Here is a 25,449-nt window from a genome sequence, read left to right on the forward strand (position 1 = left end):
CTCAATCTATTCGAAGCCGGCGTTCGGCAAACCTGTAAAGCGGGCGCCACAGCAGCCGGTTGAAGCCCACCACGAAAATCGACATGACCGAGACGCCCAGTGCCACGCGTTGCAGATCCCCGGCCGAGGTGGCCTGGGCGATATAGGAGCCCAGGCCGGACGCGTACAAATGGTCATTTCCCCAGGAGACTGCCTCGGCGACGATGCTGGCGTTCCACGAGCCGCCGGCTGCTGTGAGAGCGCCGGTGACGTAGTAGGGGAATACGCCCGGCAGCGCGACCTGGCGCCACCATTGCCAACCGCGCACGTGGAAACAGCGTGCGGCTTCGCGCAGATCGGTGGGCAGTGCGCTGGCGCCGGCGATGACGTTGAACAGGATGTACCACTGGGTGCCCAGCACCATCAGTGGCGACAACCAGATATCGGGGTCGAGCTTCAGCGCCACGATGGCGATCACCGCAAACGGGAACAGGACGTTGGCAGGGAAGGCTGCCAGCAGCTGTGCAACGGGCTGCAAGCGCTCGGCCCAACGCGGGTTCAAACCGATCCAGACGCCGATGGGCACCCATAGCACGCTGGCAAGGACCGTCAGCACGGCGACTCGCAGCAAAGTGGCAAGGCCCAGCCCCAACGTGCTGGCTACCTCTTCCAGGCCCAAGGTGCTGCCGATGAAACGCGACAATTGCAGGATGCCGGCCATGCACGCGGCGACGACCAGGGCGATCCAGGCCACGTCGGCTACACGACTGATGCGGGCGTTGGTCTTGAAGCGGATTGACGGTAATCGGGGGAGTTTCTCCAGGAATAACGCGGCCTTGAGGTTGTCCAGCGCAAGTAATGCCAGGGGCGCCAGCCGAGCTGAGCGCAGCAGGTCATAGACCCTGGACCGTGGGCGTTTCTGGGAGGCGGTTTGTTCGAAGCGGAATTTGTCCGCCCAGGCGACGATTGGCCGGAAAAACAACAGGTCATAAATGACGATCACCCCAGCCATGGCCAGCACGGCCCACGCGATGGCGGCGATGTCCTTGCGTTCGATCGCCAGGGCCAGCCATGAACCGATGCCCGGCAGGCTCACGGTGGTGTCGCCCACCGTGATGGCCTCGGCGGCGACCACGAAGAACCAGCCGCCCGACATCGACATCATCATGTTCCACACCAGGCCCGGCGTGGCGAAAGGCAACTCGAGCCTGACGAAGCGCTGCCATGGCGAAAACGCGAACTGCCGGCTGACTTCATAGAGATCGTGGGGCACGGTGCGCAGCGATTGATAGACGCTGAAGGTCATGTTCCAGACCTGGCTGGTGAAAATGGCGAAGATGGCCGCGCATTCCACGCCGGTTTCCTTGCCGGGGAACAAAGCCATGAAAAACACAACGGTGAAGGTGAGAAATCCCAGTACCGGCACGGACTGGAGAATATCCAGCGCGGGCAGGATCACGATGGCTGCCTTGCGGCTTTTTGCAGCCAGCGTCGCGACGACCAGAGAGAAAAAAAACGATGCGAACAGGGCGATGAACATCCGCAATGTGGTGCGCAGCGTATATTCCGGCAGGTGGGCCAGATCAAGCGACAGAGGCGATGCCTCAAGGGCGGCGAGCGGCTGGCTCATCTGATCCAGGCCATGGAATATGAACGTAGCCAGGCACACCAGCAGGCTCAACAGCACGATATCGGCCCAGCCGCAATGGATGGGGACTGTCCTGTCCTTTACGCGAGCCAATGCCGGTGTCGGGAATGAAGGACGCATGGGTCACCTCTGTCTACCTGTTCAAAAACCAGGACTGCGACCTCGCCGGCGGCCATCGGGATTCATTGATTCGAAGCGCATCTGGTCTGCGGCGTTGGATGCCGGGCAAGGTTAAGCGGTGTTCCGGTTGATGGCCACGCTGCGTTGGCACATGAAAATATACGTTGGTATATCCGTTGCGTCGGACACGAGGTATTTGTCTGATCCGTATTTTCCTGCGCCAGGTGCATCTGTAATGAACGCCATCTCCAGCCCAGAATAAACACGCGGTTCGCCTGGCAGACGACCCGTGTACTGCAATTTTTTGTCCCAGGAGTGCTTATGGCGAAGATGGCGATTTTTCTAGGTGGTTTTTTGGCCCTGACCCTGCTGATTGGCGTGCTGGCGACGATCTCACCCACATAGGCACGGGGGATTGGGTTGGTTTGAGGGAAGGATGTGCTGGTTATTTGTGCAAAATCACCTGGGCAATGTCTTGCAACCCCATGACCCGTTGGGCCGCGTTGAGTTTGATGGCTTCCTTGGGCATGCCGAAGACCACGCAGCTGGCTTCGTCCTGGGCCACGGTGCTGCCGCCGGCGTCGAGCATTTCCTTCAGGCCGCGGGCGCCGTCGTCGCCCATGCCGGTCATGATGATGCCGGTGGCGTTGCGGCCGGCGAATTTGGCGACTGAGCGAAACAACACATCCACCGAAGGGCGATGGCGATTGACCAAGGGGCCGTCCACCACTTGCACGTGATAAAACGCGCCGCTGCGGGTCACCATCATGTGTTTGCCGCCCGGTGCGATGAGCGCCAGGCCCGGGTGGATGCGATCGTTGTTGCGGGCCTCGCGCACTTCGATCTGGCAGAGGCTGTTGAGGCGCGCAGCGAACGATGCGGTGAATTTTTCCGGCATGTGCTGGACGATGACGATGCCTGGGCATACCCGTGGCAGGGCGGTGAGTACCGCTTCCAAGGCCTGGGTGCCGCCGGTGGATGTGCCCAGGGCGACGATGCGCTCGGTGGTTTGCGCCATGGCGTGGCCGTTGGCGGCCGGCAGCATCGCGTCGGCAGTCAGTTTGGTGGCTGGCATCAGCGGCGGCGGGGCGGGGCGCTTGCCGAGGTTGCGGACGTTGACCTGGGCCGCCGCCCGGATTGCCGAGACCAGTTCCGGTGCCGATTCCAATAAGAAATTCTTCAGCCCGGTGGTTGGCTTGGTGATGATTTCCACCGCCCCGGCGGCCATCGCCTGCAAGGTGGTTTCCGCGCCCTTGGGCGTCAGGGACGAACAGATCACCACCGGCGTCGGACGCTCGCTCATGATTTTTTTCAGGAAGGTGATGCCATCCATGCGCGGCATCTCCACGTCCAGCACGATGACATCGGGCCATTCCTTCGCCAATTTATCCATCGCGAAGATCGGGTCGGAGGCTGCGCCGATGACATGGATGTCCGGCGTGTCACTGAGGATCGCCAGCAATACTTGGCGGACCACGGCGGAGTCGTCCACCAGCAATACGTTTATCTTTTTCCCTGGCATGGTTAATGGCGAGTCCTTATCGGTTGATGCCTGACCCATACATCGCCAGTGCAAAGGTCGAAAACAATAGTCCGGTGGCCAGTGCTGCCCATGTCATGGGCGATCAGGTCCAGGTGATAGAGAGCGGCCATTTCCAGCGCCGCGTTGACGTTCAAGCGCGCCACGTCGCCGAAGGGCACATGGCGCTGCAGCTCAGGGAACATCTCACCGCCGCCGAACAACTTGAGCTGGTAGTCCTCGGGCTCGGTGTCGTGGGCGTGTGCCTGGCGGATGAACAGTTCGATGGCCTCGTCGGCGTACAAACCGTTCAATGCGGTGGAACAGCGCACCCGGCTGGGCAACATGAAATGGCACATGCCGCCAATCCTGCGCTGCGGGTGCCAGAGAGTGATTGCGACGCAGGAACCGAGAATCGTGCGCATGCGGGTCGGGGAGGTCGCGAAGCGAAACTCCCCCGGCTTCAGATACGCCTCGGGCACTTCTTTTATCGCGGCGTTCATGGCTTGCGGTAGATCGACGGGGCGACCAGTTTCAACGCATCGGACACCCCGTTGAGGCTTTCCGAATGGCTGACGATGAAATACCCGCCGGACTTGAGCCGCGGGATCAGCCGGGCGACCACTTTGCTTTTGGTCGGCTGGTCGAAATAGATCATCACGTTGCGCAGGAAAATCACATCGAACTCGCCCAACTCAGGCAGGGTTTCGTTGAGGTTGACCTGGATGAAGTTGACCCGGTTGCGCAGCGCCCGGTCGATCAAGAGTGTGCCTTGTTGGCTTCCGGTGCCCTTGAGGCAATATTTCACCAGCAACTGATGGGGCAGGTTGCGGGCGCGTTCCATCGGATAATGCCCGGAACGGGCCTTGGCCAGGACCTGGGTGCTGATGTCCGAGCCGATGACTTCCCAAGGCGTAGTGCCGAGGCTTTCGGCCAGGGTCATGGCAAGGCTGTAGGGCTCCTCTCCAGACGAACTGGCCGCGCTCCACAGGCGAAAGGTCTTGCCCGGCGTCGCGTGGGGCAGCACATGTTCGCGCAAAAAATCGAAGTGCTTGGGCTCGCGGAAAAAATAGGTCTCGTTAGTGGTGAGCAGGTCCAGCGCCACCTGCAACTCATCGGTGCGCTGGCCGTTCATGATCAGCTTGAAATAATCGCCGTAGCTGTCCAGCTCATAGTGCTTGAGGCGCTTGAACAGGCGCCCGGCCACCAGGGCTTTCTTGGCCGGCGACAGGTTGATACCGGCGGCCTGGTACAGCCAGGATTGAAACTGGTTGAACTCCCGGTCGGTGAGGGCCATTGAGTTCACCGTGCGTTCCCTGCAAATGTCTGTGCTCATGATCCGGGCGCTTCCAGCGCGGCGGGGCTGGCCTGGGCGAGTTCGGACATCTCGTCGATGGACAGCACGCGATCCACCTCCAGGACAATGACGAACTTGCCGTCGACCTTGGCCATGCCGCTGATGAAATCGGCGCGGATCTTCGCTCCGAAACTTGGTGGCGGCTCAATCTGCGAAGCCGGAATTTCCAGCACTGCCGACACCGTATCCACCAGCAGGCCAATGTCCTGGGCCTGTCCGTCAACGCTGGCGGCTTCGATGATTACCACGCAACTGCGGCGGCTGATGGCGGAATTTGGCCGGCCAAAACGGGCCGACAAATCCACCACCGGCACCACCGCGCCGCGCAGATTGATGACCCCGCGCACGAAGGCCGGCATCATCGGCACGACGGTTAGGTTGCCGTATTCGATGATTTCCTTGATGCACAGGATGCCGATGGCAAACATCTCCGTGCCGAGCATGAACGTCAGGTACTGCGCTTCTTCCTCGACCGCGCTGGCCGTTTGACGTGTGGTCGCGATGGCGCCCATTGCCTTTTCTCCTTTAAGCAAGCCTGTGGAACCGGGCTATCAGAACCGGGTGAATTCCGACTCGTCCGGCGCGCTAGCCATGTTGTAGGCGAACGCCTTGGGCATCACCGGTGCAGGTGCCCGGGCCGTTTTGCGGCTGGACGGACCGGGCGTGTTATCCGCCCTGGAAACCTGAACGGCGGATTTCGACGGCGAGTCCAGGGTGAAGAAGCTCATGGCCTGCTGCAGCTGTTCGGCCTGGCTGCTCATCTCCTCGGCGGTGGCGGCGAGCTCCTCGCTGCTGGAGGCGTTTTGCTGGGTCACCTGGTTGAGCTGGGTCATCGCCGTGTTGATCTGCGCCACACCCGCGGCCTGTTCCTCGGAAGCGGCACTGATTTCCTGCACCAGGTCCGAAGTCTTGTTGATCGATGGGACCATCTCATTGAGCAGATGTCCGGCCTTTTCGGCCATGTCGACACTGCTGGAGGACAGTTCGCCAATTTCCTGGGCCGCCACCTGGCTGCGTTCGGCCAGTTTGCGCACCTCGGCGGCGACCACCGCGAAGCCTTTGCCATGTTCTCCGGCGCGGGCCGCTTCGATGGCCGCGTTGAGCGCCAGCAGGTTGGTCTGGTAGGCGATGTCGTCGATGATGCTGATGCGCTGGGCGATTTTCTTCATCGCCACCACGGTCTGCTGCACCGATTCGCCGCCGTCGGTGGCTTCCTTGGCCGCCTTGCTCGCCATGCCATCGGTGACCTTGGCGTTCTCGGTGTTCTGGTTGATGCTGGCGCTCATCTGCTCGATGGACGCGCTGGTTTCCTCGACACTGGCAGCTTGTTCGCTGGTGGCCTGGCTCATCGATTGTGCGGTGGCGCTGACTTCTTCGGAGGCGCTGGCCAGGTTATCCGCCGCGTTACGCACTTCACCGATGATGTGCGACAGCTTGCCCACCATGTTTTGCATGGCGTTGAGCACCATGCCGGTTTCATCCTTGGAGCCGGCTTCGATCTTCGCGTTCAGGTTGCCTTCGGCCAGTTGCTCGGCCACGGCGGCGGCTTGTTTCAATGGGCGCGAAATAATTCGCGAGATGAACAGTGCCAGGGCCAGCCCCACCAACAGCGCGACCACCAGCGCGGCGATGATCGACAGGCGCGCGTTTTCGAACAGCGTTGCGCCGCGCTCGCTGGCCGCGGCGGCCCCGGTATCGTTGAGCTCTACCAGCTTCTGCAAGTCGGCGGTCACCAGATCGAATTGACGCTTGGACTCGCCCTTGAGTAGCGCATGGGCCTGCTCGGTCAGGTTCTGCCGGGACAGCGCAAGCAGGTCCTTACTGATCGCCAGGTAAGCGACCCAGTCCTTTCGGGCAGCTTCGAACAACTGGCGATCTTCTGCGTTGGAGAGCAGTTTTTCATAGGTGTCCAGACGTGTTTCGAAGGCTTTCCTGGCCTCTGCGGCTTCCTGTTCGAGCGTGCTGCGCTCCTGGTCTGAGTCGGCGGCGATGTGGCGGTTTTCTTTCAGGCGATAGCTCGCCCCGAAGAAACGCATGCCCGACGCCGCACGCATGGAAGGCATCCAGTTTTCGCGAATTTCAACAGTGGTGCCGTTCACCTGGCCCAGCTGGATGATCGAGAACACGCCCATGACGGCAGTGAGCGCCAGCACCACCAGGAACGAGGTGATCAGTTTGGTGGCGATTCTAAGATCGTAGAACCATTTCATTGGGGAATACCTCTCCATGGAGTTGCTAAAGCGTCAGCGAGCAGTGGCGTGTTGTGATGGGTTTGAGGTGTAGCGGTTTTCTATCTGTGCGATTTGGGTCAGCAGTGCCGGCACGTCGAGGATCAATGCCACGGCGCCGCTGCCCAAGATGGTCGAGCCGCTGATGCCGCGCAGTGCGCCGAACAGCTTGCCCAAGGGCTTGATTACGGTTTGGAATTCACCGAGCAGGTCATCGACGACCAGGCCGGCCTTGAGTTCGGCGTAGCGCACTACCACCACGTTTTGCCGGCGCGAAGCCGGGCCTTCGTGGTGGAAGTGATCGCGCAGGTACACCAGCGGCAGCACTTCGCCGCGCAAGTCGAGGTAGCCTTGTTCGCGGCTGGCGACGCCATCGTCTTCGCTCAGTTCGATGCACTCCTGGACCATGTCCAGTGGAATCACATAGGTGGATTGGCCGATGCCGACCAAGAACCCATTGATGATGGCCAAGGTCAGGGGCAAGCGGATGCGCACCACGGTCCCTTTGCCCGGTTGGCTGTCCAGGTCGACGGTGCCGCGCAGCAGCGTGATATTGCGCTTGACCACGTCCATGCCCACGCCACGGCCAGAAAGGTTGGTGACGGCCTGGGCGGTAGAAAAACCGGCTTCGAAGATCAGGTTGTAGATCTCCTGGTCGGTCAGGTTCGCACCCGGTGCGATCAGCCCGCGTTCCTGGGCTTTTTCGACAATGCGGTCGCGATTGAGGCCGGCGCCGTCATCGGCGATTTCCAGCACGATACTGCCCGAGTCGTGGTAGGCATTGAGGTGCAGGTGTCCCTTGGCCGGTTTGCCTGCCGCCAGCCGCGCCTCGGCGGTTTCGATGCCGTGGTCCATGGCGTTGCGCAGCAAATGCATGAGCGGGTCGCCGATTTTTTCCACCACGGTTTTGTCCAGCTCGGTTTCCGCACCGCTGATGATCAGGTCGATGTCCTTGCCCAATTCCTGGCTGACATCGCGCACCACCCGACGGAAGCGGTTGAAGGTTTCACCAATGGGGATCATGCGCAGGCGCAGGGCGCCATCGAGGATTTCCTCCACCAGGCCGGACACCGACGAGGCCGCTTCTTGCAGTGGGTCGTTCTGGCAGGTGCGTGCGAGCAAGCTGGCACCGGCGCTGGCGATCACCAGTTCGCCGACCAGATTGATCAGTTCGTCGAGCTTGTCGGCGTTGACCCGTACATACGCTCCGTCCCTGGCTTTGCCTTCGCTGGCCACTGCCTGTTTGTCAGACGTGACCTGGGCCGGCAGGCGAGGGGTCTTGCGCTGGTCCGGCAACAGTTCGCCGGTGGTGACCAGGGCGGTGCTTTCGTCAGCCTGTGCCTGCGCCGTCGCGACCAGGTCGGTGCTCGCTTGGGGCTCGGCGTCTTGTGCGGCAACGATGTCGATCACGCAATCCTCGCGGACAAAATCGAAGACCTCGTTGATCGCCCCATGGCTGGCATTCGAGCGAAACTCGATGTCGAAGCCCAGGTAGCAGGACTCGGCGTCCCAAGCGTCGATGGTCGGCATCGCTTCGGTGTTGGTGTCGATGCGGACGATCTCACCCAGCGTCTGCAGATAACGCAGGAACGACAACGGGTCCATGCCGTTGCGGAACACGTCCAGGCCAAAACGCAGGGAAATGTGCCAAAGGCTCGCTTCGCCGGGTGCGTCCGTTTCGGTTTCCTGCACCGGTTCTGGTTCGGTTGCGGCTGGGGGCGCCTGGTATTCCTGGAGAATCTGGCACAGCTCTTTTTCCCGGGCCAGGGCAGGGGGCTGCAACGTCGCGCCTTTATTGGCGACGACGTCGATCAGCTCAAGCATGTGGTCGCCGGACTTGAGCAGTACCGCGATCAGGCCCGGGTCCACCGCAACGCTGCCTTCGCGCAGGCGATCGAGCACGTCTTCGACGATGTGGGTGAAGCTGACGATCGGTTCCAGGCCAAACAGCCCGGCCGAGCCCTTGATCGTATGGGCCGCCCGGAAGATCGCGCCGATGGCGTCATCGTCGCTCGGGTCGGTTTCCAGTTGCAGCAGCGATTCCTCCATCGCTTGCAGCTGTTCCCGTGCCTCGACGATGAAGGTTTGTTGTGCCTGATCGAGATTGATGCTCACGCTCATATCCTTGTCGTATCCGACGTGTCTCTAGGCAACCAGGTTGCACAGAGCGAGTGTTTCCGTAACGGCTTTGCTTTGGCCGGTCACTGTCAGTTGGGTGCCGGCCTTGGGGGCCTCGCGCTGAATCATCAGCAGCAATTGCAAGCCGGCGCCATCCATCTCGGTGACCTGCGACAGATCCAGCGCCATATGTGGCGTCGCGCCCAGTCGTGGCAGCCATTGCGCGGACAGATCGGCAGCGGTGTAGATCGTCAGTTCACCGTCGATCTGCACTTGGGCCATGTCGCCGTTTGTTTCGTACAGCAGTGGCATTGAAGCCTCCGGCCATCAAGGAAGAATCAGCTTGGATACCGCCGCCAGCATCTGCGCCGGTTGGAATGGCTTGACCACCCAGGCCTTGGCGCCTGCGGCCTGGCCTTCCTGCTTCTTCGATTCCTGGGATTCGGTGGTCAGCATGATGATCGGCGTGAACTTGTAGCTGGCCAGTTTCTTGACCTCCTTGACGAAGGTGATGCCGTCCATGTTCGGCATGTTCACGTCACTGATGATCAGGTGCACTTTCTGGCCGTTGAGCTTGCCCAAGGCGTCCTTGCCATCGCTGGCCTCGATCACGTCATAGCCGGCACTTTTCAACGCGATGCCGACGACCTGCCGAACGCTCGCGGAGTCGTCGACAACCAATACATTTTTAGCCATGAATGGCGCTCCTAAAAGAAGGTTATTTCCTGTGAATCCTGTTGCGCGGCCGAGCTGCCGTGGTGATTACGGCGTTGCTCGTCGGTGGCGTAGGTGGTTTCCATGCGCGCCAGCCATTGGCGGGCGTCGATGGAGGGCGCCTGTTCGGGCGACTGGCTGGCCTGCTGCACATGCACATGCAGGTCTTCGATGTTGTCGCGCACATGGCTGAGGATCTGGCTGACCCGATCCTGGAATTGAAGACTGACCAGCACTTCGGTGAGTTCGTCGCGAATGCCGAAGCTTTCCCGCTGCAGCAGGTCGGCCGAGTCGGCCAAGCGCCCGGTGACGCTCTTGAAACGTTCGAGCACGCGCTGGATGCTGCCCTCGGACACGACCACTGATTGGCTGTCCTGGTCGGCGCCGCTGGAGGCGGCCTGGACCAACTGGGTGATAGAGGTGTTGATGACGTCGACCTTGGCTGACATCTGTTGGCCAGTCTCGCTGGACTTGCTCGACAGCGCGCGCACCGCATCGGCCACCACCGCGAAACCGCGCCCCGCTTCGCCCGCCCGGGCGGCTTCGATGGCGGCGTTAAGGGCCAACAGGTTGGTCTGCGCGGCAATCGCTGCGACATCGGCAGCCATGGTCCGCAATTCGCCGGTGTAGGCGGTGAGGTTGCGCACTTGGGCCAGGGTTTCGTCGCGGCTGGCTTGGGTGGACTTCAAGGAGTCGATGACCTTCACCAGTTCGCCTTCGCTTTGCGCCAGCACTTGAACGGCTCCGCCGCTGCTGCTGCCCGCCAACTCTCCAGCGGCCAGTTGCGAGGCTTGCACCGTCTCTTCAAGGCGAGAGGAAATACCAGTGAAACGGCTGGTCAGCGAGACGATCGCGGTTTCAGTCTGCTGGCGTGAGCTCTCCACTTGCTTGGCCCAGATCGGCATGGCGCCGAGGATCACTTCGTTGAGCTGAGCACTGGCTTGTTGCTGAATGCTGTTGGCGGCTTGCAGAGCGTGCTGGGCATCGGTCGCTGCAATGATACCTTCAAGTTGGCGGCCTTGAGACCGCGCGCCGATAACGCCGACAGCTAAACCAAGGATCACCAGCAGCACACTCAAACCGATGTTTTGCCCGCTCGTGCCGTTCAGCGTCAGCGTGCCAATGCTGGCGACAATCGCCACAGCTACGGGGTGCCAAAGGAGTGGCGAGGTTTTTGCGGTAAAAGAATGACCGGGGGAATACGGCGTCATGGTTCGGTCCCTGAACAGGTATTGCTGAAGAGTTATTTGCTAATGCCAAGTTATCTGCTGTAGCTACCCGGACTTTATGACCGGCTGTCAGTTCCCCGGCGCCAGCGGCTTGTCGCTGGCCATGTGCCATTATCCTATGATGCCACTGGTAAATTGTCGAGACTAGTCCAAGAAAATGAAATCGGATGAGCAAATGCGTGGCGAAGGGATTAAATCACTCGCCACAGGGAGGGTTTGAGCTAGATTAACGGCAGCCGAATTTTGAACCTGCCATCAGAGCCCACATGCCCACCCAGCCTCTTTGGAAAACCTACCTCCTGTTCCTGACACCCATGGTCCTGTCCAACTTCCTGCAGTCCATGTCCGGTACGTTCAACAGCATCTATATCGGCCAAATGCTCGGTACCCAGGCGCTGGCGGCGGTGTCGGGGATGTTTCCCATCGTGTTTTTCTTCATCGCCCTGGTGATCGGGCTGGGCGCGGGAGCCGGGGTGTTGATCGGGCAGGCCTATGGCGCGGGGGAAACCGGTACGGTGAAGGCTGTTGCCGGTTCGACACTGTTGCTGGGGGCGATCATCGGGCTGGTGGCGGCGGTGCTCGGCAGCGTCTTTGCGCGCCAGGCGTTGCAAGGGCTGGGCACGCCGGCCGATGTGCTGGAGGACGCCGTTTCGTATGCCCGGGTCATGATGTGGATCTTGCCGATCCTCTTGGTGTTCGTGGTGTTTACCCAATTGTTGCGCGGCGTGAGCGATACGCTGTCGCCGCTGCTCGCGTTGCTGGTGTCCACCAGCATCGGATTGATGCTCACGCCTGCGTTGATTCGTGGCTGGCTGGGGTTGCCGCAAATGGGCATCCAGAGCGCGGCATTCGCAGGGTTGGTGGGGACTTCGTCGGCCATGCTCTTGCTCGCGTGGCGCTTGAACCGTCGCGAGCATGCCTTGGCGCCGGACCGCGCCCTGTTCGCAGCGATGCGCCTGGACCGGGTCATCCTCGGCAAGGTGCTGCGCATCGGCCTGCCCACGGGGTTGCAGATGGTGGTGATCTCCCTGTCGGAGCTGGTGATCCTGGCACTGGTCAACCGCCACGGCTCCCAAGCCACGGCGGCCTATGGCGCGGTGACGCAGATCGTCAATTACGTGCAATTTCCGGCGCTGTCGATCGCCATCACCGCCTCGATCCTCGGCGCCCAGGCAATTGGTGCCGGACGCCTGGAGCGCCTGGGGCCGATTCTGCGTACGGGGCTGCTGATCAATGTCTGGCTCACGGGTGGGCTGGTGGTGCTGGGGTACTTGTTGTCTCACTGGCTGTTGGGGCTATTCATCACCGACCCGGTGGCGCGGGTCCAGGCCGAACACCTGCTGCATATCATGCTCTGGAGCCTGCTGGTGTTCGGCTTCCAGGCAATCGTCGGCGGCATCATGCGCGCCAGCGGCACAGTGCTGGTGCCGGTGGCGATCTCGATCTTTTGCATTGTCGCTGTGGAAGTGCCGGCGGCGTACCTGCTGGATGCGCATTTCGGTCTGCAAGGGGTGTGGATGGCGTTTCCCGTGGCGTACCTGAGCATGCTGTTGTTGCAGACCCTGTATTACAAACGGGTCTGGCAGCACCAGGCGATCGAGCGACTGGTGTAGATGACCCATGTTAAGTAGCCGGGGTATTTTGGGCCTGGCATAAAAACCTGTGGGTGTACGCGGCATTTGCGCAAGGCACCGGACCCTGTGGGAGCGGGCTTGCCCGCGAAGACGGCAGCACATCCACCATCACTTCAAGCTGACCCACCGCATTCGCGAGCAAGCTCGCTCCCACAGTGGATCGCGGGTGTACACGGCATTTGCGCAAGGCACCGGACCCTGTGGGAGCGGGCTTGCCCGCGAAGACGGCAGCACATCCACCATCACTTCAAGCTGACCCAGCGCATTCGCGAGCAAGCTCACTCCCACAGTGGATCGCGGGTATACGCGGCATTTGAGTAAGGCACTGGACCCTGTGGGAGCGGGCTTGCCCGCGAAGACGGCGGCACATCCACCATCACTTCAAGCTGACCCAGCGCATTCGCGAGCAAGCTCACTCCCACAGTGGATCGCGGGTATACGCGGCATTTGCGTAAGGCACCGGACCCTGTGGGAGCGGGCTTGCCCGCGAAGACGGCGGCACATTCACCATCACTTCAAGCTGACCCAGCGCATTCGCGAGCAAGCTCACTCCCACAGTGGATCGCGGGTATACGCGGCATTTGCGTAAGGCACCGGACCCTGTGGGAGCGGGCTTGCCCGCGAAGACGGCGGCACATTCACCATCACTTCAAGCTGACCCAGCGCATTCGCGAGCAAGCTCACTCCCACAGTGGATCGCGGGTATACGCGGCATTTGCGTAAGGCACCGGACCCTGTGGGAGCGGGCTTGCCCGCGAAGACGGCGGCACATTCACCATCACTTCAAGCTGACCCAGCGCATTCGCGAGCAAGCTCACTCCCACAGTGGATCGCGGGTATACGCGGCATTTGCGCAAGGCACCGGACCCTGTGGGAGCGGGCTTGCCCGCGAAGACGGCGGCACATTCACCATCACTTCAAGCTGACCCAGCGCATTCGCGAGCAAGCTCGGTCCCACATGAGATCTGAGTATGCCGAGGTATGGTGGCTGGCATGCAAACCCGTGGAGGCGCATGACGGTGATACAGTGGCCGTCATTCGCCACGCCTTCACGAGGATCCGATGCCTGCCACAATCCCCTCCGACACTGGTTACCGCGCCTTCCTCTTCGACATGGACGGCACATTGCTCAATTCCATCGCCGCTGCCGAGCGGATCTGGACTCGCTGGGCCCTGCGCCACGGCGTGGATGTGGCGACGTTCCTGCCGACGATCCATGGCGTGCGGGCCATCGACACCATCGCCCGCCAGCGCTTGCCGGGCGTCGATGCCAGGGCCGAGGCCGAGCAGATTACCCGGGAGGAAATCGAAGACGTCGAAGGTGTGGTGCAGGTGCCCGGCGCCTCACAGTTCCTGAAAAGCCTGCCGCCGGATCGCTGGGCAATCGTCACCTCGGCTCCCTTGGCATTGGCCTTGCGCCGTATGGAAGCGGCCGGCATTGCGCGTCCGCACGTGATGATCACCGCCGAAGATGTCAGCGAAGGCAAGCCTGACCCCGCGTGCTATCGCCTGGCCGCCGAGCGGTTGCAAGTGCCACCGCAAACATGCCTGGTCTTCGAAGACGCTCACGCGGGCATCCAGGCTGGCGAGGCGGCGGAAGCGGACGTGATCGTGGTGACGGCGACACATACCCATCCGCTGGCCAGCATCCATCCGCTGATCGAGGATTACCGAGGCCTGGCGGTGGACATGGTCGAAGGTGGACTGATGCGCCTGGGCATGGCTCGATAACCCCTACACGCTTCACGAGGCTGCCCGTGACAAACGCACGCCAGGCGCCCGGCAAAAAAAAACGGCGAAACCGAGGTTGCGCCGGTGGTGTTGCCAGTGGCGGTGCGGACATTCGTGGGGCCGCACCGCCACCGTAGAACCCTCTGCGACTAGGCCCGTTCCAGCGCCAGTGCGACGCCTTGACCGCCGCCAATGCACAAGGTCGCGAGGCCTTTCTTGGCATCGCGCTTGATCATTTCATGCAGCAACGACACCAGTACGCGACAGCCCGACGCGCCAATAGGGTGCCCCAGGGCGATGGCGCCGCCGTTGACGTTGACCTTGGCCATGTCCCATTGCAGCTCCCGGGCCACGGCCAGGGACTGGGCGGCGAAGGCTTCGTTGGCTTCGATCAGGTCCAGTTGATCCAGTGACCAGCCGGCCTTGTCCAGGCAACGCCGGGTCGCCGAGACCGGGCCGATGCCCATGATCGCCGGATCGACGCCAGCATTGGCGTAGGCGCTGATCTTTGCCAGCACCGGCAGGCCCAGGACCTTGGCTTTTTCGGCGCTCATCAGCACAACGGCGGCAGCACCGTCGTTGAGCGACGAAGCATTGCCGGCAGTGACGCTGCCGTCCTTCTTGAACGCCGGTTTGAGCTTGCCCAGGGATTCGGCGGTGGTGCCGGCGCGCGGCTGTTCGTCAGTGGCGAAGGCGACGGGATCGCCTTTGCGCTGGGGAATCAGGATCGGCGTGATCTCATCGGCGAACCGACCGCCCTTGATGGCGGCGACGGCTTTCTGCTGGGACGAGGCGGCAAAGGCATCCTGTTCTTCGCGGCTGATGCCGTACTTGTCCACCAGGTTCTCGGCGGTGATGCCCATGTGGTAATCGTTGAAGGCATCCCACAGGCCGTCGGTGATCATGCTGTCGATCACCTTCGCGTGGCCCATGCGCAGGCCGGTGCGGGCGGCCGGCAGCACGTAGGGCGCCAGACTCATGTTTTCCATGCCACCGGCAATGATGACGTCAGCATCGCCACAGCGAATCGCCTGGGCGCCGAGGTGCAGGGCCTTGAGGCCCGAACCGCAGACCTTGTTCAGGGTCAGCGCTGGCACTGCGTGCGGCAGGCCCGCCAGGATCGACGCCTGGCGTGCCGGGTTTTGCCCGGAGCCTGCGGTCAGCACCTGGCCAAGAATCACTTCGTCGACTTGCTCGCCGGCAAGGCCGGTCTGTTCCAGCAGGCGACGAATCACCGCTGCACCGAGTTCCGGGGCGGGAATGGAAGCCAGCGCACCCTGGAAACTGCCGATGGCGGTACGGGTGGCGGCGACAATCACGACTTCTTGCATCGAATCTCTCCTCACTGGGCAGCGAACTGCATTTCAGGGACGTGGTCCGGCACGATCAACTTGCCAGCGGTCTTGGCGACGATTTCCTCGACGCTGACGCCCGGGGCCCGTTCTTTCAGGATGAAGGCGCCGTCCTGGATTTCCAGGTACGCAAGGTCGGTCAGCACGCGCTTGATGCAACCGGCACCGGTCAGCGGCAGGCTGCAGCGGGGCAGCAGTTTCGACTCGCCGTCCTTGGACGCATGGGTCATGGTGACGATGATGTTCTCGGCGCCGGCCACCAGGTCCATCGCGCCGCCCATGCCTTTGACCAGTTTGCCGGGGATCATCCACGAGGCAATGTTGCCTTCGACGTCCACTTCGAACGCGCCGAGCACGGTCAGGTCGATGTGGCCGCCGCGGATCATGGCAAACGATTCGGCCGAAGAGAAGATCGAGGCGCCGATGCGCGCGGTGACGGTCTGCTTGCCGGCGTTGATCATGTCGGCGTCGACTTCGGCTTCGGTGGGGAACGCGCCCATGCCGAGCAAGCCGTTCTCCGATTGCAGCATGACTTCCATGCCTTCGGGGATGTAGTTGGCGACCAGGGTCGGAATGCCGATGCCCAGGTTCACGTAATAGCCGTCCTGCATTTCGCGGGCGACGCGTTGAGCCATTTGTTCACGGGAAAGTGCCATGGTGTTATTCCTTCATTCGGGCCGGGGGCAGGGGATCACTTACGCACGGTGCGCTGTTCGATGCGCTTTTCGAACGTGCCGCAAATGACCCGGTCGACGTAGATGCCGGGGGTGTGGATCTGCGTCGGGTCCAGCTCGCCGGGTTCGACGATTTCTTCGACTTCCACCACGGTGATCTTGCCCGCCGTAGCGGCCAGCGGATTGAAGTTTTGCGCGGTATGGCGGTAGACCACGTTGCCGAAATGGTCGGCTTTCCAGCCCTTGACGATGGCGAAGTCGCCGGTGATGGATTCTTCCATCAGGTACTGGCGGCCATGGAATTCACGCACTTCCTTGCCCTCGGCCACCGGCGTGCCGACGCCCGTGGCGGTGAAGAATGCCGGGATGCCTGCGCCACCGGCGCGCATTTTTTCAGCGAGGGTGCCTTGGGGGGTGAGCACGACTTCGATTTCGCCGCTGAGCAGTTGCTTCTCGAAGAGGGCGTTTTCACCGACATAGGAGGCCACCACCTTGCGAATCTGCCGGTCTTCCAGCAACACGCCGAGGCCGAAACCGTCGACGCCGCAGTTATTGGACACCACGGTGAGGTCGCGGATGCCCTTGCGCTTGATCTCGGCGATCAGGTTTTCCGGGATGCCGCAAAGGCCGAAGCCGCCGGCGATGACGGTCATGCCGTCCTTCAAGCCTTCGAGCGCTTCTTCATAAGAACTCACGCGTTTGTCGAAACCTGCCATAGACACCTCTTTTATTCTTGATGGGGTCGCAATGAAATGCAGTGTTGCGCCAAGTCATATATTTGTTAAGTTGATTTTTAGGTTGGATTTATTGATTAATCTCATTAATGAGTGACAGCCACTTGCTGCTCAAAACTTACCGCTTGCCGCTGGGAGCACAGCGACCATGACCCTCAAGCAAATCCGTGCCTTCCTCGCCGTGGCCCAGAGCCTGAGCTTTGCCGTCGCGTGCGAGCGACTGCATTTGTCCCAGTCGGCCCTGAGCTTGACGATCAAGGCGCTGGAAGAAGGCCTGGGCGGGCGCTTGTTCAGCCGCAACACCCGCAACGTGGCGCTGACACCCGAAGGCGAATCCTTGCTGCCGCTGGCCCGCCGGCTGATTGCCGATTGGGACAACGCCGAGGATGAAATGCGCCAGCGCTTCACCTTGCAGCGTGGTCGCGTGACGTTGGCGGCGATGCCTTCGTTCGCCGGCAACCTGCTGCCACCCATCCTCAAGACCTTCCGCGCCCGCTATCCGAATGTCAACGTCACGGTGAACGACGTGATCAACGAGCAGGTGCTGGAGATGGTGCGTGACCGGCATGTCGAGTTGGGCGTAGCGTTCGAGCCGATGCAGAGTTCTTCACTGGCCTTCACCCCGCTGTATCTGGATCGCTTCGTCGCGGTGGTGCCGCTGGATTCACCGTTGGCCCGGGTCAGCGAGATCAAATGGCAGGCCTTGCTGGAGCAGCCGTTCATCACCCTGCAACGGCCGTCCACCGTCCGGGTGATGCTGGAAGAGCATTTGCAGGCACGGGGCATGAAACTGCCGGTGGAATTCGAAAGCCACCAGTTGGCGACGGTCGGGCGAATGGTCGCCAGTGGGCTGGGCGTGAGCGCGGTGCCGGCGCTGTGTGTCGGGCAAATGCATGAGCTGGGCGCGCGTTGCATCACCTTGAGCGACCCGGTGATCGAACGGGCCATTGGCGTGCTGACCAAGCCCGGGCATGAATTGTCGGCGGCCGCGCAGGCGTTGTTCGATACGATCAAGGGGCAGGAGTTGGGTGCGCAGCTGGCCGCGAGTTGACCCCGGCCACTGTGGGAGCGGGCTTGCTCGCGAAAGCGGTGTATCAGTCGACAGCAGTATTGAATCTTCCATCGTCTTCGCGAGCAAGCCCGCTCCCACAAAGGGTCCGGGCGTTGCTAAAACGGGTGCTGTGTCAGCAACGGCAACAACCACTCGCAAGGCTCTTCCAGTTTCAAGTCCAGCAACTCGTCGGCCCGGGTCTTGCCCCGGTTGATCGCCAACAGTGGCTTGCCCTGGTCCTTGATCGCCTTGCAGAGCCGAAACGCCGAATAAGCCATCAGCGACGAGCCCACCACCAGCAGGCCATCTGCTTGCCGGACGGCTTCAGTGGCGCGGGTCGCAGTGGCGGGAGCGACATTTTCACCAAAGAACACCACGTCGGGTTTCAAGCGCTCACCGTCGCAATGGGGGCAGCGGGGTACCTGGAAGCGCGCCTCGAACGCCGAGTCCAGCAGGGTGTCGCCGTCGGGCGCCTGCACGGCGTCGACACCGGCCAGGTAAGGATTCTGCGCTTCCATCAACAACTGGATCTGCTGCCGCTCGCTGCGCTGCTCGCAATCCAGGCACAGCACGCGGTGCAGGCTGCCGTGGAGTTCAATGACGTCCTGGCTGCCGGCCTGGTCGTGCAGCGTGTCGACATTCTGGGTAATCAACCCGCTGATGCGCTGCTGTGCCTGCAACTCGGCCAAGGCTTCATGGGCCACGTTTGGCCGGGCCTGCCTCACCCGTGGCCAGCCCAGCATCGCCCGCGCCCAATAGCGTCGACGGGACTCGGTCTGGGCGAGGAATTCCTGGTACATCATCGGCTGGCGCCCCCGACGCACGCCCTCACTGTCGCGGTAGTCGGGAATGCCCGAGGGGGTGCTGATGCCGGCGCCGGTGAGCACCAGGAATCGGCGCCCGGCCATATGCTCCAGCAGCTGATCGAGCGGTTCGAAGTGAAGGTCGTCGGGCATGGCATGTCTCCGTTGGCCTGGAGCCGTTGAGGTTAGCATTCCCATCGACCAGTGAAACGATGGCGGCGCCTTTCGTCGCCCTGAAAGGCGGTTCCGCCAAACTTTCCTCAGCGCCGCGATATCCACTTTTATGTACGGTATTTCCATCATTGTCGCGCTGCGGTGCGGTGGCGACCTCTCGCAAGGAGAACGAAATGGCAACGCCTAAAGAGAACCTCCTGGACTGGCTCAACGACGCCCATGCCATGGAGCAGCAAGCGGAGAAAATGCTCAAGGCCCAGGCCGAACGCCTGGAGCACTACCCCGTACTCAAGGCCCGGATCGAGCAGCACATCGAGGAAACACTCGGGCAACAGAAGCTGGTGGACCAGTGCATCCAGCGCTTGGGTGGCAGCACCTCGATGATCAAGGACATGGCCGGCAAACTCATGGCTTTCGGCCAAGCCATGGGCGGCATGATGATGACCGACGAGGTGGTTAAGGGCGCGATGAGCGGCTACGTGTTCGAGAACCTGGAAATCGCTTCTTATACGGTGCTGATCGAGGCCGCCAAAGTGGCCGGTGACGTGGAAACGCAACGGGCCTGCGAACAGATCCTGCCGCAGGAAATCGCCATGGCCGATTGGTTGCGCGAACACTTGCCGGAAATCACCCAGGCCTTCCTGGAACGTTCCGCCAACCCGCATACCGAAGCCAAGCGCTAAAGGGCCCGTGTGGCCGGTTACGCCTGTAGCCGGCCAGCAGCCTTCACGAGGAGAGGCATGAATAAAACCACCGGTGAAGTACGCGCCATCAATCGCCAGAGCGGCCTGGTCGGCGTGCTCGTGGCAGATGCGGGCGGCCATACCGTTTTCGAATTGCGTTCGGTCAATGACATCAGCGTCGGGGACGTCATGGAGTGGGACTGCGGGACAGCGCTCGGCACACAGGTCTACCGCAACCTGACCAAGGGCTGGGCCGCCGATGTTTATGTCGAAAACCATGGCGTCGCGGCGGCGAATCTGGAAGTTCAATTACTGGTGGGGTCTTGAAGAGACACCGGACAACGCAGGAGGACGAGCATGAACGAGTTACGTTGCGGCTGCCCGGATTGCCACTGCAAGGTAGATCCGGAGCGCGTATTCAATCACGACGGCGAAGCCTATTGCAGCCAGGCCTGTGCCGAGCAGCACCCCAACGGCGAGCCCTGTCCGGCGCCGGATTGCCATTGTGAGCGCAGCGGCAAGGTCGGTGGGCGGGACATTACCAACAATCAACTGGACGAGGCCCTGGAAGAAACCTTTCCAGCCAGTGACCCGATTTCTCCCTGATTTTTCGCTTGAATCCGGGCATTGGCAGCAGCGTGCCCGGACACCGCAAGCCGGTCAGTGCGGTGGTGCAAGACAACACCGGCAGCCCGCGAGTTTTGGCTTCCTGGAACGGCGCGAGGCCAGGGTGACGAGACCGGTGCAAAGGGGTGCCGGCGCCATCCGGTCTTTGGCGGACGGCGTGGAAAGACACGCACTGTTCAAATAATTAATGGCGCGCCGCTTGGGCGATAGCGGGTTGTAATAGATCCAACTAGTGCATTTGAAAGTGAACTTCATCGTTACGACCGTTCGTCGTGGTATGCGCGCCTTTTTTCAAACCTTGGGCGGGACAGGTTTTCTCAATAAGACGAGCCAATGCGGTTCGCTAACAGCAACTAACGAGGTGAATGAAATGGCTAACACAGGCAATAACAACCCTGGCAATTTCGCTAACGATCGTGAGAAAGCATCGGAAGCGGGCAAGAAAGGCGGCCAGGCTTCGGGCGGCAACTTCGCCAACGATCCAGAACGCGCAGCCGAAGCAGGACGCAAGGGCGGTCACGTCTCGGGTGGTAATTTTGCCAACGACCCGGAACGTGCCGCAGAAGCCGGCCGCAAAGGCGGCCAAGCCTCGGGCGGCAACTTTGCCAATGACCCTGAACGCGCCTCGGAAGCTGGCAAGAAGGGCGGCCAGGCGTCGGGTGGCAATTTCGCCAATGACCGGGAAAAGGCCTCCGAAGCAGGCAAGAAAGGTGGTGAAAACAGCCACGGTGGCGGTCGCAAGTCGTAACGTCCCGAGGCTGCAGGTCCCGCGTTAATAGCGCGGGACCTGTACTGTATTCCTTTTCAAACACAACAGGTTTTCGCTTGTTGCGTATTCAATGACGCGGCGATATAGACGGCGACTTAATTGCAGTTTGCCGTTCGTCTTGTTTGTTGAATAAAAACCAAATTATCAACCGTATAACTTCTTCAGAGTCTTGTGGGCCTGTCGTTGGCAGTGTCCGCGTGTCTTATTGCTGATCGAGGAGTTCAATCATGTTTCTACATAATAAACGACTGCAATACACCGTGCGTGTCGCTGAACCCAATCCTGGGCTTGCCAACCTGTTGCTCGAACAATTCGGGGGCGCCCAAGGTGAATTGGCGGCGGCGTCACGTTACTTTACGCAGGCGCTGTCCGAGGACGATCCAGGCCGCAAGGATTTACTGATGGACATTGCCACCGAAGAGCTCAGCCACTTGGAGGTGATCGGTTCGATCATCGTCATGCTGAACAAAGGCGCCAAGGGCAAGATGGCCGAGGGCGTCGAGCAGGAAGGCCAGCTGTACCGGGACATCAATGGGGCCGGAAACGACTCGCACATCACCAGCGTTTTGTACGGTGCCGGTTCGCCGCTGACTAACTCGGCCGGTGTGCCCTGGACCGCCGCGTACATCGACACCATCGGTGAACCCACAGCGGACATGCGCTCAAACATCGCCGCCGAGGCTCGGGCGAAAATCGTGTATGAGCGGCTGATGAACGTGACCGATGATCCAGGCGTCAAGGAGGCACTGGGCTTTCTGATGACCCGCGAAATCGCCCACCAACTGTCCTTTGAAAAAGCTTTGCATGCGATCCAGCCGAATTTCCCTCAAGGTAAATTGCCAGGCATGCCGGAGTTCACCCATGTGTACTTCAATATGTCCCAGGGCGAGCCGACCGTTCGCGGTCCGTGGAACCAGGGCGACGATTGGGAGTTCGTCGAGAACCCAACCCCTGCGGTGGATGGCGGCGACGGAATGGCCAGCGTACAGTTGAGTGAAGCAGATGAAGCGTTGCTGATGGACATGAAGGCGCGGACGATGTCCAACCCTGAAAGCGATCCCACCACGGGCGCCGACTTGGGTTCGGGGATGCAAATTGACAAACTGTAAAGAAAGGCGAGGGGGGCGACTCCCTCGCCTGAATTTTCGTCGGGTCGTTCCCATTTTCATGGTAACGATCGGATAAGCCATGGTTAGACAGTAAGGACATTCGATGGACCAGCCCACCTCCCGAATCCGCTCGCCCTGGCGCACCTGGCTGGGCCCCGTGCAAAACAATCTGTTGCTGGGGGTGAGCTTCTGGCTGGGCTTGGCAGTGGTCGCGGCGCTGCTGCTGTATAGCGGCTACAACGCATTGGTCGGTGCTGACCGGCACAACTTGGGCTACGCGATCCTGGGCGGCACGTCCGGTTTCGTCGCCACTGCCCTGGGTGCGGTCATGGCAGTGGTGTTGCGGGATATCTCGTCGCGGACCCAGGACATCATGCTGGGTTTCGCCGCCGGGATGATGCTGGCCGCCAGTTCCTTCTCGCTGATCCTGCCAGGCATCGAAGCGGCGCAGATCATCTGTGGTAACCAACTGCTCGCCGCGTTTGTCGTGGTGGTCGGCCTGGGGTTGGGCGTGGCCCTGATGATCGGCCTCGACCGTTTCGTGCCGCACGAACATGAGCTGAGCGGCCGACGAGGCCCCCAGGCCGAGCGCATCAATCGCGTCTGGTTGTTCGTGCTTGCGATCACCTTGCACAACCTGCCGGAGGGCATGGCCATCGGTGTGAGTTTCGCCGACGGCGATTTCAAGGTGGGCTTGCCCCTGACCACCGCCATTGCCATCCAGGACATTCCCGAAGGCCTCGCCATTGCCATGGCGTTGCGGGTCACCGGCATCAGCACCTTGCGTGCCGCGCTGATTGCGGTGGGCTCGGGCCTGATGGAACCGCTGGGCTCGGTGATCGGCCTGGGCATGTCGTCGGGCGTGGCCGTCGCGTACCCCATCAGCCTGGGGCTGGCGGCGGGGGCGATGATCTTCGTGGTGTCCCACGAAGTGATTCCCGAGACCCACCGCAACGGCCACGAAACCCCGGCCACGCTGGGGCTGATGATGGGGTTTGCCGTCATGATGTTCCTCGATACGGCGTTGGGTTGAGGAAGGCCTCGACCGTTTCGGAACCTGCTTATATGCGCCCCTCGGGCAGGCTTTTGCGTGCCCAAGCGGCGCTCGATACCGCACAGCGTCCCACCGCAAAACTCGTTTGAACTCCCCCCTGTCACCCTCCGTCATCTGTTCTGAGAGACACGTATTGGGCATCACTGCGGTGGTTGCTCGTTATTGAGTTTTCATCACGGAGGCGATGGACAGACATGACTATCCCGGACAACAACCCCGAACGGCAAAGTGGTACATCGAACCAGGCGCGACCCGAAGAACACGTGGACGCTATCAAGGAAGATGTGAACGAGGCCATTGGCAGCGCCCGCGAAAAAGCCGACGCGCAATTTAGTCAGTACCGCGACACGGCGGCGGATCAGATCGACGCACTGGCCCGTGGCGCCAAATCGGCGATGTCGGAGCTCGAAGACAACGACACCCTTGGCCTGTCGCATTACCTGGCGGACATGGCCGATCGCATGACAGGCCTGGCCAGCACCTTGCGCAACAAGAGCGCCGAACAGCTGCTGCACGAAGGTTCGCGCCTGGCCCGGGACAACCCAGCGCTGTTCCTGGCAGGCAGCTTGGCGGTAGGCTTCGGCTTGTCGCGGTTCCTCAAGGCCGGCAGTTCGCCGGTTGCCAGCGATGGTGAAGACCCTGCGCAAGGGCATTCGACACCACCCCAGGGTGGTTTCGCCGCGGACCGGCCGTTCGACCCCATTCCCGATCCCATCGGCCCAGGCGCCGGTACCGCCAGTGGGCTTGCCACCGGCATTACCCCCACGTCACCCAATGTCCAGGACCATCCCAGTGACGCCGCCACCGGCTCGTTGCCCGGTTCGGCCAATAGCAAAGGAGCGTTGTAATGAACCGACAAGACCCTGATTTCCAGCGTCCCGCCGCAACTTCCGTGACCGACAACGATGCGTCGGTGGCGGGGCTGTTGAAGCAGTTGAGCCGCGAAGTCCCTTCGCTGTTTACCAAGGAACTGGCGCTGGCCAAGGCCGAGATCCAGGCAAGCGTCAATACCCTCAAGGCGGGCGTCGCCGGTGTCGCGGGCGGAGCGATCGTTCTATTGGCGGGTTTTGTCATCCTGTTGATGGCGGTGGTCTACGGCTTGAGCACCATGATGCAACCCTGGCTGGCGGCGCTGATCGTCGGCGCGGTGACGATGATCATCGGGTTCGTCATGGTGCAGTCGGGCAAAAAACAATTCGAACCCTCGCACTTCAAGCCTGACCGAACCCTCGATGCGTTGAACAAAGACCAGGAAGCCCTGCGGAGGAAAGCCTCATGAAGGATGAATTCAAAACCGAATCCCAGAAGAGCCCGGAAACCATCGAGCGTGAAATCGACGAGCAACGGGATCACATTAGCCATATCGTCGATGCCCTGGGCAGCAAGTTCACGCCGGGGCAGATGCTCGATCAGGCCATGAGCCTGATGCAGGGTAACGGCGCGGCTTTCTTCAGCAACCTGGGCACCAGCGTGCGCAACAACCCGGTGCCCACGGTGCTCACTACCGTGGGCCTTTGCTGGTTGATGCTGGGCCAGAACCATCCCCCACGCGTCGGCTACCGTGTCGGTCCGGACCAGGCGTCCAGCGGTTGGAGCGAGGGGCTTTCAGGTGGCCTGGACAGCGCCAAGGAACATCTGCACAGCACCAGCGATTCGTTGCGAGAAGGTTTTCACCATCTCAAGGACAAGGCATCGCACTTGGCCGATGACCTGGGGGCAGGGGCTCGTCATGCCCGGCACAGCGCTCACGAAAGGCGCGAGCGCATGTCCCATTACTCCCAAGAGTCGGGCGCGCAATTGAGCCGTCTGCTCAAGGAGCAACCCTTGATGATGGCGGCTGCCGGGATCGCCCTGGGCGCCATGCTCGGCGCCGCACTGCCCAGCACGTCCACGGAGCAGCGGGTGATGGGCAAGACCAGTGCCGGCATGGCTGACAAAGCCAAACGGACGGCGCGTGAGGGGTACGAGGCGGCGCGCGATACGGTGAGCCGGACCACCAGCCACCGTGATGACACGGCGCCCACGGCACCCAATGGCCAGGCGCGCTCCGGCACTGACCTGTCGGAGGGGCTCGGCACCTCATAGGCGAGGGCCCGACGGGCCGGCGCAGTGTGACCAACACCTGCGCCGGTCGGTTTTACA

The 25,449-nt window shown here is 61.5% G+C and carries 26 protein-coding genes; 12 read left to right on the plus strand and 14 right to left on the minus strand.

Going from position 1 to position 25,449, the window contains the following annotated elements:
- Position 1 precedes the first annotated feature (1 nt).
- From PFLQ2_RS17660 to PFLQ2_RS17615, 10 genes are all read right to left on the minus strand, one after another.
- Positions 2-1,747 (minus strand): ABC transporter permease, encoded by a 1,746-nt coding sequence (locus PFLQ2_RS17660; protein WP_003180330.1) that lies wholly within the window; start codon positions 1,745-1,747, stop codon positions 2-4.
- Positions 1,748-2,192: 445 nt separating this feature from the next.
- The gene (locus tag PFLQ2_RS17655; RefSeq protein WP_003180332.1) at positions 2,193-3,269 is read right to left on the minus strand and encodes a protein-glutamate methylesterase/protein-glutamine glutaminase; all 1,077 of its coding nucleotides are present in this window, start codon (positions 3,267-3,269) and stop codon (positions 2,193-2,195) included.
- Between the two features lie 2 nt (positions 3,270-3,271).
- On the minus strand, positions 3,272-3,769 hold the full coding sequence (cheD, locus tag PFLQ2_RS17650) for a chemoreceptor glutamine deamidase CheD (RefSeq protein ID WP_003180333.1): 498 nt from the start codon (positions 3,767-3,769) through the stop codon (positions 3,272-3,274).
- Entirely contained in the window at positions 3,766-4,602 is an 837-nt protein-coding gene (locus tag PFLQ2_RS17645; protein ID WP_003180334.1) for a CheR family methyltransferase, read from the minus strand. The genes cheD and PFLQ2_RS17645 overlap by 4 nt, the downstream gene beginning before the upstream one ends.
- Positions 4,599-5,135, minus strand: a complete 537-nt coding sequence (locus PFLQ2_RS17640; RefSeq protein ID WP_003180335.1) for a chemotaxis protein CheW — start codon at positions 5,133-5,135, stop codon at positions 4,599-4,601. The genes PFLQ2_RS17645 and PFLQ2_RS17640 overlap by 4 nt, the downstream gene beginning before the upstream one ends.
- Positions 5,136-5,174: 39 nt before the next feature.
- Positions 5,175-6,833, minus strand: a complete 1,659-nt coding sequence (locus PFLQ2_RS17635) for a methyl-accepting chemotaxis protein (RefSeq protein ID WP_003180336.1) — start codon at positions 6,831-6,833, stop codon at positions 5,175-5,177.
- Between the two features lie 33 nt (positions 6,834-6,866).
- Positions 6,867-8,966 carry a chemotaxis protein CheA gene (locus PFLQ2_RS17630; protein WP_003180339.1) on the minus strand — a complete coding sequence of 700 codons (2,100 nt, stop codon included), beginning with the start codon at positions 8,964-8,966 and terminating at the stop codon, positions 6,867-6,869.
- A gap of 30 nt (positions 8,967-8,996) precedes the next feature.
- Positions 8,997-9,281 carry an STAS domain-containing protein gene (locus tag PFLQ2_RS17625; protein WP_003180340.1) on the minus strand — a complete coding sequence of 95 codons (285 nt, stop codon included), beginning with the start codon at positions 9,279-9,281 and terminating at the stop codon, positions 8,997-8,999.
- A gap of 15 nt (positions 9,282-9,296) precedes the next feature.
- Positions 9,297-9,665 carry a response regulator gene (locus PFLQ2_RS17620; RefSeq protein WP_003180343.1) on the minus strand — a complete coding sequence of 123 codons (369 nt, stop codon included), beginning with the start codon at positions 9,663-9,665 and terminating at the stop codon, positions 9,297-9,299.
- Between the two features lie 11 nt (positions 9,666-9,676).
- The gene (locus PFLQ2_RS17615) at positions 9,677-10,894 is read right to left on the minus strand and encodes a methyl-accepting chemotaxis protein (protein WP_003180344.1); all 1,218 of its coding nucleotides are present in this window, start codon (positions 10,892-10,894) and stop codon (positions 9,677-9,679) included.
- 284 nt (positions 10,895-11,178) lie between these two features.
- Between PFLQ2_RS17615 and PFLQ2_RS17610 the strand changes: the two genes are divergently transcribed.
- Both PFLQ2_RS17610 and PFLQ2_RS17605 read left to right on the plus strand, forming a co-directional pair.
- Positions 11,179-12,525: an MATE family efflux transporter gene (locus PFLQ2_RS17610; protein WP_003180346.1), complete on the plus strand. Its 1,347-nt coding sequence runs from the start codon at positions 11,179-11,181 to the stop codon at positions 12,523-12,525.
- 1,083 nt (positions 12,526-13,608) lie between these two features.
- Positions 13,609-14,277, plus strand: a complete 669-nt coding sequence (locus tag PFLQ2_RS17605) for an HAD family hydrolase (protein WP_003180348.1) — start codon at positions 13,609-13,611, stop codon at positions 14,275-14,277.
- Positions 14,278-14,426: 149 nt separating this feature from the next.
- Here PFLQ2_RS17605 and PFLQ2_RS17600 read toward each other — a convergent pair whose 3' ends face one another.
- Genes PFLQ2_RS17600 through PFLQ2_RS17590 form a run of 3 tightly spaced genes read right to left on the minus strand, consistent with a single transcriptional unit; the run spans position 14,427 to position 17,019 of the window.
- Positions 14,427-15,608, minus strand: coding sequence for an acetyl-CoA C-acetyltransferase (locus PFLQ2_RS17600; RefSeq protein WP_003180350.1), 1,182 nt, complete (start codon positions 15,606-15,608; stop codon positions 14,427-14,429).
- An 11-nt stretch (positions 15,609-15,619) separates the two neighbouring features.
- Positions 15,620-16,285, minus strand: coding sequence for a CoA transferase subunit B (locus tag PFLQ2_RS17595; RefSeq protein ID WP_003180355.1), 666 nt, complete (start codon positions 16,283-16,285; stop codon positions 15,620-15,622).
- Positions 16,286-16,320: 35 nt separating this feature from the next.
- Positions 16,321-17,019 (minus strand): CoA transferase subunit A, encoded by a 699-nt coding sequence (locus PFLQ2_RS17590; protein WP_003180356.1) that lies wholly within the window; start codon positions 17,017-17,019, stop codon positions 16,321-16,323.
- A gap of 166 nt (positions 17,020-17,185) precedes the next feature.
- Here PFLQ2_RS17590 and PFLQ2_RS17585 point away from each other — a divergent pair, with 166 nt between their 5' ends.
- A complete protein-coding gene (locus PFLQ2_RS17585) occupies positions 17,186-18,088 on the plus strand; it encodes a LysR family transcriptional regulator (RefSeq protein WP_003180358.1) in 903 nt (300 codons plus the stop codon).
- 116 nt (positions 18,089-18,204) lie between these two features.
- Here PFLQ2_RS17585 and PFLQ2_RS17580 read toward each other — a convergent pair whose 3' ends face one another.
- On the minus strand, positions 18,205-19,044 hold the full coding sequence (locus PFLQ2_RS17580; protein WP_003180362.1) for an NAD-dependent protein deacetylase: 840 nt from the start codon (positions 19,042-19,044) through the stop codon (positions 18,205-18,207).
- Positions 19,045-19,238: 194 nt separating this feature from the next.
- On the opposite strand from PFLQ2_RS17580, the gene PFLQ2_RS17575 reads away from it, so the two are divergent.
- The 9 genes from PFLQ2_RS17575 to PFLQ2_RS17535 all read left to right on the plus strand — a co-directional run bounded on the left by PFLQ2_RS17575 (position 19,239) and on the right by PFLQ2_RS17535 (position 25,392).
- On the plus strand, positions 19,239-19,748 hold the full coding sequence (locus PFLQ2_RS17575) for a ferritin-like domain-containing protein (protein WP_003180364.1): 510 nt from the start codon (positions 19,239-19,241) through the stop codon (positions 19,746-19,748).
- 57 nt (positions 19,749-19,805) lie between these two features.
- Positions 19,806-20,075 (plus strand): hypothetical protein, encoded by a 270-nt coding sequence (locus tag PFLQ2_RS17570; RefSeq protein WP_003180366.1) that lies wholly within the window; start codon positions 19,806-19,808, stop codon positions 20,073-20,075.
- Between the two features lie 30 nt (positions 20,076-20,105).
- Positions 20,106-20,354 carry a metallothionein gene (locus tag PFLQ2_RS17565; protein WP_003180368.1) on the plus strand — a complete coding sequence of 83 codons (249 nt, stop codon included), beginning with the start codon at positions 20,106-20,108 and terminating at the stop codon, positions 20,352-20,354.
- Between the two features lie 391 nt (positions 20,355-20,745).
- The gene (locus PFLQ2_RS17560) at positions 20,746-21,123 is read left to right on the plus strand and encodes a general stress protein (protein ID WP_033045972.1); all 378 of its coding nucleotides are present in this window, start codon (positions 20,746-20,748) and stop codon (positions 21,121-21,123) included.
- 248 nt (positions 21,124-21,371) lie between these two features.
- A complete protein-coding gene (locus PFLQ2_RS17555) occupies positions 21,372-22,253 on the plus strand; it encodes a manganese catalase family protein (protein WP_003180373.1) in 882 nt (293 codons plus the stop codon).
- Between the two features lie 103 nt (positions 22,254-22,356).
- Positions 22,357-23,286 (plus strand): ZIP family metal transporter, encoded by a 930-nt coding sequence (locus PFLQ2_RS17550; RefSeq protein ID WP_003180375.1) that lies wholly within the window; start codon positions 22,357-22,359, stop codon positions 23,284-23,286.
- A gap of 215 nt (positions 23,287-23,501) precedes the next feature.
- Positions 23,502-24,155, plus strand: coding sequence for a hypothetical protein (locus tag PFLQ2_RS17545; protein ID WP_003180377.1), 654 nt, complete (start codon positions 23,502-23,504; stop codon positions 24,153-24,155).
- The gene (locus PFLQ2_RS17540; protein ID WP_003180379.1) at positions 24,155-24,586 is read left to right on the plus strand and encodes a phage holin family protein; all 432 of its coding nucleotides are present in this window, start codon (positions 24,155-24,157) and stop codon (positions 24,584-24,586) included. The genes PFLQ2_RS17545 and PFLQ2_RS17540 overlap by 1 nt, the downstream gene beginning before the upstream one ends.
- Complete coding sequence (locus tag PFLQ2_RS17535; RefSeq protein ID WP_003180380.1) at positions 24,583-25,392, plus strand: DUF3618 domain-containing protein; 810 nt, start codon at positions 24,583-24,585, stop codon at positions 25,390-25,392. Before PFLQ2_RS17540 ends, PFLQ2_RS17535 begins: the two co-directional genes overlap by 4 nt.
- Positions 25,393-25,449: the final 57 nt, after the last annotated feature.

Source organism: Pseudomonas fluorescens Q2-87, assembly GCF_000281895.1.
Taxonomy (GTDB): domain Bacteria; phylum Pseudomonadota; class Gammaproteobacteria; order Pseudomonadales; family Pseudomonadaceae; genus Aquipseudomonas; species Aquipseudomonas fluorescens_S.

What these genes read in the sequence shown, in the direction of transcription:
- cheD (WP_003180333.1), bottom strand. Translation starts at nt 3,769, where the DNA reads ATGAACGCCGCGATAAAAGAAGTGCCCGAGGCGTATCTGAAGCCGGGG.
- PFLQ2_RS17585 (WP_003180358.1), top strand. Translation starts at nt 17,186, where the DNA reads ATGACCCTCAAGCAAATCCGTGCCTTCCTCGCCGTGGCCCAGAGCCTG.
- PFLQ2_RS17565 (WP_003180368.1), top strand. Translation starts at nt 20,106, where the DNA reads ATGAACGAGTTACGTTGCGGCTGCCCGGATTGCCACTGCAAGGTAGAT.
- PFLQ2_RS17580 (WP_003180362.1), bottom strand. Translation starts at nt 19,044, where the DNA reads ATGCCCGACGACCTTCACTTCGAACCGCTCGATCAGCTGCTGGAGCAT.
- PFLQ2_RS17615 (WP_003180344.1), bottom strand. Translation starts at nt 10,894, where the DNA reads ATGACGCCGTATTCCCCCGGTCATTCTTTTACCGCAAAAACCTCGCCA.
- PFLQ2_RS17635 (WP_003180336.1), bottom strand. Translation starts at nt 6,833, where the DNA reads ATGAAATGGTTCTACGATCTTAGAATCGCCACCAAACTGATCACCTCG.
- PFLQ2_RS17655 (WP_003180332.1), bottom strand. Translation starts at nt 3,269, where the DNA reads ATGCCAGGGAAAAAGATAAACGTATTGCTGGTGGACGACTCCGCCGTG.
- PFLQ2_RS17545 (WP_003180377.1), top strand. Translation starts at nt 23,502, where the DNA reads ATGACTATCCCGGACAACAACCCCGAACGGCAAAGTGGTACATCGAAC.
- PFLQ2_RS17625 (WP_003180340.1), bottom strand. Translation starts at nt 9,281, where the DNA reads ATGCCACTGCTGTACGAAACAAACGGCGACATGGCCCAAGTGCAGATC.
- PFLQ2_RS17640 (WP_003180335.1), bottom strand. Translation starts at nt 5,135, where the DNA reads ATGGGCGCCATCGCGACCACACGTCAAACGGCCAGCGCGGTCGAGGAA.
- PFLQ2_RS17605 (WP_003180348.1), top strand. Translation starts at nt 13,609, where the DNA reads ATGCCTGCCACAATCCCCTCCGACACTGGTTACCGCGCCTTCCTCTTC.
- PFLQ2_RS17550 (WP_003180375.1), top strand. Translation starts at nt 22,357, where the DNA reads ATGGACCAGCCCACCTCCCGAATCCGCTCGCCCTGGCGCACCTGGCTG.
- PFLQ2_RS17560 (WP_033045972.1), top strand. Translation starts at nt 20,746, where the DNA reads ATGGCTAACACAGGCAATAACAACCCTGGCAATTTCGCTAACGATCGT.
- PFLQ2_RS17610 (WP_003180346.1), top strand. Translation starts at nt 11,179, where the DNA reads ATGCCCACCCAGCCTCTTTGGAAAACCTACCTCCTGTTCCTGACACCC.
- PFLQ2_RS17540 (WP_003180379.1), top strand. Translation starts at nt 24,155, where the DNA reads ATGAACCGACAAGACCCTGATTTCCAGCGTCCCGCCGCAACTTCCGTG.
- PFLQ2_RS17570 (WP_003180366.1), top strand. Translation starts at nt 19,806, where the DNA reads ATGAATAAAACCACCGGTGAAGTACGCGCCATCAATCGCCAGAGCGGC.
- PFLQ2_RS17660 (WP_003180330.1), bottom strand. Translation starts at nt 1,747, where the DNA reads ATGCGTCCTTCATTCCCGACACCGGCATTGGCTCGCGTAAAGGACAGG.
- PFLQ2_RS17600 (WP_003180350.1), bottom strand. Translation starts at nt 15,608, where the DNA reads ATGCAAGAAGTCGTGATTGTCGCCGCCACCCGTACCGCCATCGGCAGT.
- PFLQ2_RS17590 (WP_003180356.1), bottom strand. Translation starts at nt 17,019, where the DNA reads ATGGCAGGTTTCGACAAACGCGTGAGTTCTTATGAAGAAGCGCTCGAA.
- PFLQ2_RS17555 (WP_003180373.1), top strand. Translation starts at nt 21,372, where the DNA reads ATGTTTCTACATAATAAACGACTGCAATACACCGTGCGTGTCGCTGAA.
- PFLQ2_RS17645 (WP_003180334.1), bottom strand. Translation starts at nt 4,602, where the DNA reads ATGAGCACAGACATTTGCAGGGAACGCACGGTGAACTCAATGGCCCTC.
- PFLQ2_RS17620 (WP_003180343.1), bottom strand. Translation starts at nt 9,665, where the DNA reads ATGGCTAAAAATGTATTGGTTGTCGACGACTCCGCGAGCGTTCGGCAG.
- PFLQ2_RS17575 (WP_003180364.1), top strand. Translation starts at nt 19,239, where the DNA reads ATGGCAACGCCTAAAGAGAACCTCCTGGACTGGCTCAACGACGCCCAT.
- PFLQ2_RS17535 (WP_003180380.1), top strand. Translation starts at nt 24,583, where the DNA reads ATGAAGGATGAATTCAAAACCGAATCCCAGAAGAGCCCGGAAACCATC.
- PFLQ2_RS17595 (WP_003180355.1), bottom strand. Translation starts at nt 16,285, where the DNA reads ATGGCACTTTCCCGTGAACAAATGGCTCAACGCGTCGCCCGCGAAATG.